Origin of the sequence: Gimesia aquarii (genome assembly GCF_007748175.1) — a bacterium.
GTDB classification, from domain to species: Bacteria; Planctomycetota; Planctomycetia; order Planctomycetales; family Planctomycetaceae; genus Gimesia; species Gimesia aquarii_A.
Map to the genome: position 1 here is coordinate 4,840,667 of NZ_CP037422.1, position 12,236 is coordinate 4,852,902.

Annotated in this window: 9 protein-coding genes; all 9 read right to left on the reverse strand. The window is 45.7% G+C overall.

The window, feature by feature from the left end; translation table 11 throughout:
* Positions 1 to 38: 38 nt before the first annotated feature.
* Complete coding sequence (locus V202x_RS18485) at positions 39 to 1,640, reverse strand: alpha/beta fold hydrolase (protein ID WP_145178070.1); 1,602 nt, start codon at positions 1,638 to 1,640, stop codon at positions 39 to 41.
* A 66-nt stretch (positions 1,641 to 1,706) separates the two neighbouring features.
* A complete protein-coding gene (locus tag V202x_RS18490; protein WP_145178072.1) occupies positions 1,707 to 2,309 on the reverse strand; it encodes a hypothetical protein in 603 nt (200 codons plus the stop codon).
* Between the two features lie 400 nt (positions 2,310 to 2,709).
* Positions 2,710 to 3,162, reverse strand: a complete 453-nt coding sequence (locus V202x_RS18495) for a hypothetical protein (RefSeq protein WP_145178074.1) — start codon at positions 3,160 to 3,162, stop codon at positions 2,710 to 2,712.
* 87 nt (positions 3,163 to 3,249) lie between these two features.
* Positions 3,250 to 4,194: a DUF1559 domain-containing protein gene (locus tag V202x_RS18500; protein WP_232098563.1), complete on the reverse strand. Its 945-nt coding sequence runs from the start codon at positions 4,192 to 4,194 to the stop codon at positions 3,250 to 3,252.
* A gap of 51 nt (positions 4,195 to 4,245) precedes the next feature.
* Complete coding sequence (locus V202x_RS18505; RefSeq protein ID WP_145178079.1) at positions 4,246 to 4,785, reverse strand: hypothetical protein; 540 nt, start codon at positions 4,783 to 4,785, stop codon at positions 4,246 to 4,248.
* 26 nt (positions 4,786 to 4,811) lie between these two features.
* The gene (locus tag V202x_RS18510) at positions 4,812 to 5,777 is read right to left on the reverse strand and encodes a DUF1559 domain-containing protein (RefSeq protein ID WP_145178080.1); all 966 of its coding nucleotides are present in this window, start codon (positions 5,775 to 5,777) and stop codon (positions 4,812 to 4,814) included.
* A gap of 718 nt (positions 5,778 to 6,495) precedes the next feature.
* Positions 6,496 to 7,947, reverse strand: a complete 1,452-nt coding sequence (locus tag V202x_RS18515; protein ID WP_145178082.1) for a DUF1501 domain-containing protein — start codon at positions 7,945 to 7,947, stop codon at positions 6,496 to 6,498.
* A 4-nt stretch (positions 7,948 to 7,951) separates the two neighbouring features.
* Positions 7,952 to 11,461 carry a DUF1553 domain-containing protein gene (locus V202x_RS18520; protein WP_232098566.1) on the reverse strand — a complete coding sequence of 1,170 codons (3,510 nt, stop codon included), beginning with the start codon at positions 11,459 to 11,461 and terminating at the stop codon, positions 7,952 to 7,954.
* 299 nt (positions 11,462 to 11,760) lie between these two features.
* Positions 11,761 to 12,051 (reverse strand): hypothetical protein, encoded by a 291-nt coding sequence (locus tag V202x_RS18525; RefSeq protein WP_145178086.1) that lies wholly within the window; start codon positions 12,049 to 12,051, stop codon positions 11,761 to 11,763.
* Positions 12,052 to 12,236 lie beyond the last annotated feature (185 nt).

The following is a 12,236-nucleotide window of genomic DNA, read 5'->3' on the forward strand; positions in this document are numbered from 1 at the left end:
ATAGGACCAGGTCTTGTAGCGGAAGTGGAGTTCAGAAATTACTTTGTTTGATGATTGTCTTTTTTCTGTATCAGTTCAAAGAATAGTGAGCGATCTTTACTAGTTTTGAATTGCAATGCAGGGAGGAATATCGTATTCGGGATCTTTTGAACGATACTTGATGGATCATTGGAATTCATGAATTCAGATAAATACTCCAAAAAATCCGGATCAACACTAGCGGCATGATGTGTTGCCGCATGAGTACCTCCTTTGACAGTGATGAGATGTCCTTGGGGAAAGTACGGTAACAATTCTTCTGCGTTTTCAATTGGTGTTGCGAGGTCAAGTGTCCCATGAATCATTAATATTGGTGTCTGATTGACACTAGGTTGACGAAACTCATCGCTGACTACCGGTGTGGGAGTTACATTACGCGTTGCTTTATAAAACCAATTCTGATCGCCGAGCCACCGATAGGCTGACTCAGATTGTAGTTTTGTTTCGCGATTTGCGGTAATCCCAAGGCTATTATCGACGAGTGTCAGCAGTAAACTATGATGTTGGTACTCAGGGCGATCGTCAATGATCTTTGCAGCAAGATACTGATAGTCTTCCCGATAGATTTCCAGCACAAATTTCGGCCAGAATTCAAGCATCTTCCGCGAATGGATCGGAGCGTCAAGAATCGGACGAGTGAGGTAATGCCGAAAGTCATCAGCTCCAATTACGACTTTCGCGGTATAATTCTTTCTTGGATGATGTCCACGAATTCGTACCGGTTGTTCCTCAAGGCGCGCGATCACTGCTCGTACTGCCCCTAAAAGCCCTACGTCAGGTAATTTTACATCCTTGGACTTACGCGCTTCCTCCTCGATTTTTTTGAATACGTTCCAAATACCATCGGCACTGTCGTAACCATGGTCCAATGGCTCAACACCGGATAGAATCATCCGGTCGACATGCTTCGGCTTCCGTTTTAGATACGCGAGAGCCCATTGAGAGCCAAAACTACTGCCACGTAATGCGATCTTCTCATATCCATAAACACGGCGTATCGCGTCCACATCATCAATCAGATGCAGAATGTCATAACCCCTCGTGTCGATATTCAGGGATTCGCATTTTTTCAGTGAAGCCTTAAGACCTGCAACCAGTCGCCGTGATGATTTCTCGAATGACATTGGTTCTGAACTCTTTCCAGGTTTCGCGAACCATGTTGAGGGCAGGCTGTGAATTCCTGGCACTCGACTGTTTCCACGCTGATTGACAATGATCACATCGCGGTTTCGATTGAAGGCAACAATTTCAGAAATCTTGTTATAACGCTTCTGCCGTAAGCCCTGTTGAATATCTTCGACTGTGATGCACTGGCCAGGACCGCCAGGTAATACGAAAACTGGGGGTAAACCGACCGTTTCCTTTGCTGGAAATCGAAGGTAATGAACGCTGATCATCCGGCCCGATGGATTCTCACGATTCTCGGGAACAATGATCAACCCTTCTTCACCTTGCAATTGACCTGGAAAAACGAGCGATTGAACAAGCGTAGTGCCGACTGCTGGTTGAACCAGTTTCGTTTGTCCATGCGCAATAGTGACTCCGAAGAGACAATAGGCTGCAATTATGAGTGTCTTGAAATATGAAACGTTTTGGAACATGGAAAGCCAGGATTCTTCAAGCTTACTTGACCTCAACTAACAATCAGGAAATCTGTCACTCTCATTCTATGATTTGTTTGATTGCTTTTCTATCGCCTTCTCAGGCTTCTCTTTTTTCGACTTCTTATTTGGCTTCTCAAATGAGAGACGAACTTTGCAGATGTCTTCGCCAATCAAATTGTTTACCATATCAAAGATCTGGAGATAAACGTCTTCCCCATCTAATTTAAATTTCAGGAATTCATTGTTCTTTAACGAAGTGCGTGTTGCCAAATAATTCCCATTGATGTCGACTACTTCTACAAAAACTTGTCCGGCTGTAATGTCGCCCAGTTGAACGGAAAGTGTGCCGGACGAACCGGGAACTTTTCGTCGCTCTCTTTGAATCATTGGTATTGTGACTCCCTCTTGGGGAAGTGTCAGAGTAACTGGCTTGTTCGATTGTTTTATTTGATTCGATTTCCAAGTGACAGGGCTTTCAATTTGTATCCAAGCTCCGTGACCCCTCTTAAGCCAGAGCGATCCGGTCGCTGTATCTAAAAAATAGAGACCTTCATTCGTAGCGACAATATTGTATCGACCCACACTTGAACTGCCCTCATTTGTTTCGGCAAGTGCCAAAATGGGAATTACAGTAAAAGTAATCAATAGAAATGAGAATCGTTTCATGATTCGTTGTTCTCCTTCTCTGCGATGTATCTTTTATTGATACAGACTCGTAAAAAATCAGCCCAAGTCTGTCGAACGTAAATTGGCCAGGAAGAGGAGGCAGTCAAATAAAACTCTCATTCAAATTGTAATGTTTTTTCTTCATCCTTTACTATAGGTACTGATACCTAAATAAATTGGATATTGTAACTGAAAAATCTATAGAATGGTGATCTCTATAAGCGGTTTGACGAGCCGTGTTTGAAGAGAGTTTACAAGTTCCGTCTTGATCACTATTTACGAAATGACCACGCTGTTGCAAAAGAATATGATTCTTGATTGACCAATCGCGAGAAAGAGTGGCTATACGGTATCAGATTTTGTGGCCAATTGAAGATAATCAATAAACGGATGGCACTTTTTAGGGATCGTTTATAGAGCGACTAGTTGTACCTGTGTTTGCTGAGTTATAACCTTCAGCCTCGGCGGGAACGATTACATCAAACGAGGGAGGTTCAATTGAAGCCTCTAGGGAATAGCCAACGAAAATTGGTTCAACAGTTTCAACTTCCGCTGTTTCGTCTTCGGAATCGACTAGTTTAGACGGGTATGCTGTCACGCGGATTTCATGTGGGCCACTTACAATTCCCTGACCTTCATCTGTGTGGTACTTTCCGTTTTCAATTGTTGCGCTTCCTGTTGGTGCTTCCTTTTCATTATCCAGCTTTGGGATGAATTGAATTGTACCAAATACAATGGGTTGGCCGTCAAATGTTGCTGTCCCAGATACTTCATGTCGCTCAACACCGTTTTCACCGCAAGCACTCAAAAACAGAAATGAGAGACCGATCATCATTGTTACGAATATCTTCATGTTCTTCTGCTTAATGTTGTAGGGGAAATGAACAGCCACCTCAGAAAACCGTTTGCGAGGTGGCTGATTCAGAATTATAAGAAAGGCTTATTCGTTGATTTGCAGTGTCAAACCATCGTCACGACTACCAGCAGCCTGATAGGTGGCAAAGTTGATGTTTTCAGATATAAAGCGAACAGAACCGTCTGCCATCAGGAAGTGAGCGCCTCCTGTATGATTACTACCGAAGTCCACATCGTTGAAGAGGCGATCCGCATTTCCACTATCCCAGCCGGAGGGGCCGATTCCATCTTTGAGGTTCTTACACGCGTAGCTGGCAAAGCCGTCGGTGCCGTTACTGGCACCCTGGATCCAGGCGCGATAGCTATTGGAACCGGTCGGTTTCGATGAAATTTCTCCCAGTAGAAAGGTATTCGTCGTCCCATCAGTAATATCGCGAATCGCAACATTACTCTGTCGAAACAGGATTCCACTGGTACTATGGTTTCCATGATTGCTTGTCAAACTATTTCCATTTTTTCTTGGCCAATTACCAGTTAACGGGGCAGGGCGAACTCCCTTAGGGCCTGCAATTCCATAGTAGTGGATTGTCCAGCCTTCAGCTTGATTTGAAGGTTTTCTGTCACGAGTACGGGCACTGGGGCAATGCATGAGTGGGAACTTTTCATCGCGGCGTGATTGGTTGGTTGGCGAACCAGACGTGTCATTATAATATAAGCTGAAATTAAATGTGTTGTACAACGGAGCTTGATCTACAAAGGGCAATACCCGTACAGACCACGGGTGGTTATTGCAGGGGTTTGTAGAGCTATTGTTAAGGCCCATGGTACCTGGTGGGAACGTTTGGTAGTTATCATGGTAGTTATGCAGTCCCAGGCCCCACTGTTTGAGTTTGTTCTTACATTCTGTACGACGGGCTGCTTCGCGTGCTTGCTGTACTGCTGGCAGCAACAGTGCGATTAGAATTGCAATGATGGCAATCACCACCAGCAATTCAATCAGTGTGAACGCGTTTCTTTTTTGGAGCTTCATGGACATCTCCTTCTAAGCTGAAAAATGAATAAAAATAAAATAACGTCTTAATTAAGGTTCATTGGCGGCACGACCGCCAACAGTCTCGACAACAGGACCTGCTCCATCAGAAGTCAGGGCTATTGTGGAAGGGGACATTCCGTCAGACGTGATTTCGACGTTCAGTCCGGATTCTTCAGGTATTGAATATGATTGGGGCGTAATCCATTTATACTTTATGGGTTTTGAACTGGCTGCCGGATCTTCGGAGTTAAAATCATCAGTCAATTTGCTGACAAGTTCCTTCTTGATCACAGTGACTTTATAACTGCCAACGGGAATTCCATCATCTTTGGTATAAGTTCCGACTGTAAATTTTCCACCAGCGGTGGAGTTTGCATTTGATCCGCGCTGAATGGGATTTCCTTCATTTGGTATGAATGCGATGGTGGCACCATCCAAAGGTTGTCCATCCAGAGTCACTGAGGCATCGACTGGGACGAGTGTCGGTCGACCATCTCCTCCGCAACCAGTCAGTAAAAATAGGGAACAGATCATCAAACAAGATGCCAGTTTCAACGTTCGTCCTCCTCCGTATTTTGTTAAATTCACTTCACGAATACACCTGTTGGTCAAGGCTAAAATTCGCCAACAGTGTTGCCGTCTTCCAGTTGAAATAAGTTTGAATAAAGGAAGTTCCCTATAAGCGATCTTGATGGGTCATCTTGGATATTTTCGCTGACAAATCGTACTGCGCCGTCAGCCATCAATACGTGGGCACCACCGGTGTGTGCACTGGCAATGACTGCACGAGTGACATCCAAGGGAGTGTTCTCAATATAAATATTGTTTGCCGCGTCGCGAGTTCCGTCAAACGGAGTATTGATTGCACTCGTGTGGTGCACAATACCAATACGCGACCCAGCAGGGCGATGCGATGCCCAGGTCGCACCGATTGAAACGAAAGGTGCTTCCATCAACGCCTTTTCACCCATCAAAATCGTATTCGATGTTCCGTCAAGTACGTCGGCAGTTGAAATCCCAAGAGGATTGTCTGTATTAGGGTAGACGGCGAACCTTGACGTCATCGCATACATCATGGTTCCCAGATTGTGTTGGTAGTGGTTGACATTTTTACCTGTTGCAGAGGGACAGAGATAAACGGGTATGGTCGTTGTGAGCAACGATTCAATGGAGCCGGGAGTCTGGGCTGTGAGAAAATCAGTGGTCACGCTGAGATCCGCAGTGGGAATGGTGATACTGGAGCTACCAACATCAAGTTGATTGTAAAGCGGAGCTTGATCGATATACGGTAAAATTCGCATTCCCCACGGCCAGGCATGAACTTTGTCCATATTTCTGTTACGAGGTCCATCAGCGACAGGCGGCGCTACTGAAGAAGCGATGGGAAACATCTGGAATACATCGTGGTAGTTATGCATCGCGATCCCAAGTTGCTTCATGTTGTTCTTACACTGGCTTCTGCGGGCAGCCTCGCGCGCCTGTTGTACGGCGGGTAACAATAGAGCAATGAGAATGGCGATAATTGCAATCACCACGAGTAGTTCAATCAGAGTAAAACCGGAATTTTTCGAGCGTCGCATCTTTTATTTCCTTTGAAAAATAAAGAATGAATATCAATAAATAATGTTGATCTCAAAAGAGATAAATTTTGACAGTTCAAAGGAGCGGACCTAAACTTAGGGCAAATAATGTGAGCCTAACTTTCAATAAAATAATTGTTTAGCGTAAACTGATTCAGTAGAGTCCAAATTAATACATCAGTTTATTAATATACATCTGATTAATTAAGAAATCTATGTGAATTTCATGCAAAGTGGGGTTTTCTGGAGCAATTACTACGAGACTTGAATTATTAATCTCATTAAGAATCTTACGCATCTTAATAAATTACTGAATGTTATGAGGCCCGACATTCTAGAAGTGAGTCGCAAAATGGTGTAGGAAATCTGTTAGAACTCCTACTGATAAAGATAAAGCATCATACGGAGAATATTTGGACACAAAAACTTTCTTTATCCAAAAAAAACTTCAAATATTCTCATCTGGTTGCTCATGAGTAGTGAGTGCATCCCGGCCAAAAAAGGTATCGCTAATCAATCAGTTCCATATATGTGATTCATCAAACTCTCACCCGAAAGTTGACTGGCCAATCCAGTGCCTCGACGACTAATAGAGAACTGTAAAGAAGAGAAACGTGTCTCACAACCAGAGGGGCCGCAGTTGATTGATCGGGCGAGATGGTATAGCGGATTTCTTGAGTAGTAGCTGGTATGAACGAGACCAGCTACTTTTATTGTCTCAAGCCAGAATCTCTTTCAATAAATGATCTTCATCAGCGGGACCGATAAGCCGTTGATCCAGACCCTGATAAGGGACCTTTAGTTTTCGAGATTTCAGGCCGGTCAGATGTAAAATCGTGGTTTGCAGGTCGCGAACACTGGTTTTCTTTTCGGCGATGAAATAACCGAGTTCGTCAGTTGCGCCGTAGGACATGCCGCCTTTAATGCCACCACCGGCCATCCAAATGGAGTAGCAGTGAGGATGGTGATCGCGACCAAGGAATTTTGAGCCGTTGCGTTCTTCGTTCATTGACGTTCGACCAAATTCTCCGCTCCAGACAACGAGAGTCTCATCGAGCAAGCCTCGCTGTTTGAGATCAGTGATTAAAGCATAGAGGGGGCGATCAATCTCTTTTGCTTTGCGAGGAACAGCTGTAATTAAATCGTTGCCGGCTCCCGTGCCATGCATGTCCCAGCCGTAATCGAATAACTGAATGAACCGTACACCTCGTTCCACCATGCGGCGGGCTAATAAGCAGTTATTGGCAAAAGAAGGGGCATCGCCTGTCGTACCATATAATTCATGGGTCTGCTTTGTTTCACTGCTTAGATCAACCGCCTCCGGAACGGACATCTGCATCCGGAAGGCAAGTTCGTATTGATTGATGCGCGTTAAGGTTTCCGGATTACCGAATTGTTTGAGTTCGAATTCGTTCAGTGATTTTAATGCATCCAGACTGCGCCGACGCACTTCACGATTGATCCCTTTCGGGTTGGTTACATACAGAATCGGATCGCCTGTTGTTCGGCATTGAACACCTTGAAATATTGAGGGCAGAAAACCACTCCCCCAAAGGCTTTTACCACCACTTGGATCGCTGGGACCACTCAATAACACCATGAAGCCCGGTAAATTTTTGTTTTCCGAGCCAAGCCCATAGGTAATCCAGGAACCCATGGAGGCACCTCCGAAACGAGGAGTCCCCGTGTAGAGGAAGAGTTGGGCTGGTGCATGATTAAATTGGTCGGTGTGCATCGATTTGATGACGGTGACATCATCGGCTACCTTTTGGAAGTGTGGCAGTAGCTCACTCATCCAAGTGCCCGACTCGCCATATTGCTTGAATTGATAGGGCGTTCCCAGCATTTTGGGATGCCCTTTAATGAACGCGAAGCCGCGCCCTTTCAGGAAGGAATCAGGGCAAGGTTGCATATTGCGTTTGACCAGCTCAGGTTTGTAGTCAAAGAATTCCTGTTGTGGAGGTGAGCCTGCCATGTGTAGAAAAATCACGCTCTTTGCTTTCGCGGGCATGCGGAATTTTGTCGCATCGGGTTGACTGGGCGAGTTGGCTGAGACGTTATGACTATCGGATAACATCGAACTCAGAGCGAGTGCGCCGATACCAGTAGAGCCTTTCCCCAGAAAATGTCGTCTGGTGATTGCCTGTAATCGTTTGTGCTTCAGGTCCATTTCATTATCCTTTTGTGAGAACGCCATCTAAATTAAGTAAAACGTTAGCGATGACGGTCCAGGCTGCCAACTCCGATTTATTATATTGATCCGGTAAAGGGTTCAACGAATTCTCAACGAGATTCGCTGCTTCCTCAGGGTGAGATTGATAGTATTTTAACTCTGATTCATAGAGTTTCAGTAAGGGGGCGATCTGTTCGGAGAGTGCAGGGCGAATCAAACAAAGCTTTAAGCCGTATTTGATGCGTGATTCTGGAGAATCACCACCCTCTCTAAAAATGCGTAGCCCTAACGCTTGAGAGATCTCAATAAAGACCGGGTCATTTAATGTAATCATAGCCTGTAACGGAGTATTTGTGCTAATACGTCGAATCGTACAGATTTCCCGGCTGGGGGCATCAAAGGTCGCCATCGAAGGGTAGGGGACAGTACGTCGCCAGAATGTGTAGAGACCTCTGCGAAATCGATTTTCGTCCTTGTTGGTGGCCCAGTTCCGCTGTCCGTTAAAAGCTGCCCGCCAGATTCCTTCTGGTTGAACAGGGTAGACGGAAGGTCCACCAATCTTTCGATTAAGCAGCCCACTCAATTGTAGCGCTTGGTCGCGAATCATTTCCGCTTCCAGCCTGAAACGTGGACCGCGAGAAAGGAGTCGATTACGAGGATCTTTCTGGATGTGTATTGGTTTTGTTGTCGAAGACTGACGGTAGGTACTCGACATTACAATCGTTTTGAGTATTGCTTTCATGTCCCAGCCATTCTGGACAAACTCCGTTGCCAGCCAGTCGAGTAATTCGGGGTGGCTGGGCAGTTCACCTTGTGTTCCGAAGTCTTCTTCTGTCACAACTAAACCTGCGCCAAACAGTTCTGACCAGAAACGATTCACGGCAACGCGAGCCGTCAAAGGATTTTCTGGTGAAGTCAGCCATTTGGCGACCGCAATACGATTGGTGGGTACGTTTTCAGGCAAGGGATTGAACGCACTCAATACTGCTGGTTTGACAACATCTCCAGGTGAGAGAAAGCTGCCGCGAACCATAATGCGCGTTTCACGTTGTTTGTCTGTTGGCAATTCCTGCATGATGGGTAGTTGCGGATAAACGGGTTTGGATTTTTGGAGTTTCGCAATCTGATCCCGCGTAGACTTGAGTGCAGGAGAGATGCTCCGGTAGTAGGTCGCTAATTTTTTCTGTTGCGCGGGCTGACGGTCTTCCGGTTTAGTATCGACGATCGCGAGAATATCGTTCGGGACTTTGAGTCGTGGTTCAAGTTTTGCTTCCGTTGTAGACGAAATACGAAAACGTCCTAATGCGTACTGAGGATCATTAAACGAGTGAGATAGAGTAACAATCAAACGTTGTTTCCCTGCTTTCGCAGTAGGACTGGCTTCGGGGATGAAGTAGGCGGCGTGCGTTTTTCCGAATTGAGGGGCGATGCCCCAGCCCTTCTTGTTTTTGTTGGCGAGGTCAATGGCTGCGTTCACTGGAAAACCGTTTTGCGAAAATGATGCAAACGTGCGTTTCAATGGGATCGTTTTGCGACGTGAAACCGCCAGAGTCGTCGATGGTTTCGGATAAGCCTCTACGATGCTCTGCCAGACAACGTTACGTTTTGCGTCAAGTACACTGACTTTAAAATTGGCAAGCCGTTCCTGGGCACCATCAGAGCGGTTCCAGATGGTAATTCGATCAATGGAAGTTTCTGCCTTGAGCTTGAGTTCCCACCAGGGTTTGACTTCGGTTTTGGTATGCGTAGTTGACTTTGCATTAAAAAAGTGACCGTCCGTCTTACCATCGATGGCTAACTTAGCAGGAGCAGAATGCGTGGTACTTGATTGAGAAGCCGTTCCCTGACTGGCAATATTTGTGTCGGCTTGGAAAACCTGGACTTCCGCCAGTGACAGGATCTGTTTTTTCGTTCCCTGATGTTCGATTCTCAGGAACTGTCCTTTGGCTGGTGCATCATCTATTTTGAGTGGCTGGGTCTCCAGTTTGATATTTGAGAGCACAAAATTGCCATCCTTGGCACGGCCCGGTCCGTTAGCAGGCAATCGATCATCGGAAATCGCTTCTAATCTCAAGCCTTTAAAGGTTGAGGGATCGAGTTCTGTTTTAATGATATATTTTTCTTTCGCAGCTGGACCATTTGCCAGGACAGAACCATCCTTTTGAATTTGAAACTTGGTCGTTGCAGATGTCGATTTGGCGGATAAAGGAGTCAGGATATTCCACTTTGGTTTGGCGTGCAGCGTCGATTCCCACTTTTGTTGTGCTAATTCGAGTTCTTTAGTTGGTGTCTGAATTTTTTTATTCAAGGCCACAATTGCTGCATCAATGCGTTTGGTTGCTTCCAACATGGTTGGTGTAGGAGCAGCGATCGTAGGGGCGTCCGTTGGTTGATCGTTGTCAGCGGTTTGGTTAAAGAACGCGTAAAGCTGATAATATTCTTTTTGCGAGATTGGATCATATTTATGTGTATGACATTTCGCACAGCCCATTGTGAGCCCCATCCAGACCTGGATTGTTGTATCTACCCGGTCGGTAACAGCGGCAGTCCGAAATTCTTCGTCATCGGTGCCACCTTCGGTATTAGTCATCGTATTACGGTGAAAGGCAGTCGCTACTTTTTGTTCAAGAGTGGCATTCGGTAGGAGGTCTCCCGCCAGTTGCTCGAGTGTGAATTGATCAAAGGGCATGTTTTGATTGAAAGCAGAGATGACCCAGTCGCGATAACGCCAGATGTCCATTCTCAGCGGATCAGAGCCGTAACCTTTTGAATCGGCATAGCGTGCGAGATCCAACCATTTTCGCGCCCAACGTTCTCCGTATGCCGTGTCTTCTAAGAATCGATCTACCAGTTTTTCATATGCATCAGGAGAAGTGTCTTTGAGAAACTGGTCCACTTCATCCAAAGTGGGAGGCAGCCCACGCAAATCAAAACTCAAACGACGAATTAAAGTGTAGCGGTCTGCTTGCGGACTGGGCTTGATCCCTGCTGCTTCCTGTTGTGATAGAATAAAGTAGTCAATCTCATTCGCTGGCCAGTCTGTTAAGTTGACTGTAGGGCGTTTTGGTTGTTTCGGTGGTACGAAGGACCAATGCCGCGCATATGGTGCCTCGTGTTCGATCCATTTTTTGACTAAGGCAATCTGAGAAGCTGTCAATTTTTCTCCCACATCGGGGGGAGGCATGACTTCGGATTCGTCCGTTGAAATGATGCGGCGGTAGAGTTCACTTTCGGCAACGTTACCAGGAACGATAGCCCGATGATCGCTATCCAGTTTTGCCGTTGCCGATGTTCTTTGGTCTAGCCGTAGATCCGCTTCGCGTGTGCCTTCATCTGGTCCATGGCAATGAAAACAATTCTTGGACAAAATCGGCCGGATGTCTCGATTGAAATCGACATCAGCAACAGGACTAGTCTTACTGGATGGTTCTGCAGATCTAGCAATGCTGTTGACAACAAAGCACTGGAACATCATCCCAACTAAAAGAAATCTCTGTGAGAGATCAAACATTGGCATTCACCTTCGGGAAGGTTGGCAATGCTGATGCAACTTCTGGATCATTCCATTTCGTAAGCGGAATTAGAGGTTGTTGGTACATCAAACATTACGAATTTAGGTTTGGTGATACCGATCCGTCGTTATGTAAACCAACGGTAGCTAACTGTTTTAGAAACAAGCAGCAGGTAAGTTAAAACATTATAGTGGCTAAAATACCAGCCTTTATTCTAACTCGCTCAGAGGGGAGATGCAAGAAGTCGTCCTGTCTGGTGAAAAGACGATGGCTATCATCAGCAGTAAATGCTGTGTTTCTATTCAATTCCGAGATTGCGTTCTATATTTCTAGCCTTGGAGCTCATGACATACTTCTGCCACCAGGGGTCAGGATCAGACTCTTTGGGGCGATCTCCACGGGCTTCTTCTCCCACAAAACCCCACTGATCGATTTCTTCCTCACCACCACTACTCCAGTCCGAATCAAATGCCTTTGGTTTTAAGGCACGCCATGTCTGCTGATTGGCATCGGCGATGGAATCCATCATTGATGTACAGCCAGAACTTAGGAATAATACGATAGAGAGGGTCAAAATGGACGATTTCATGAGGTGTTCCTCCATACAACCAACGACGGATGAGGACAAACAGACCTTCAGCCGTTAAGATTGATGGTTAACGATTTAGAAATGAATTGTGAGAGATTGAGTGTTATTTTTGAGAGAAGAGATTCTGGATTCTAATGATTTCGTGAATTGCGTCTACCCCATTTTTTGAGAGTCGTTTAGCAAGC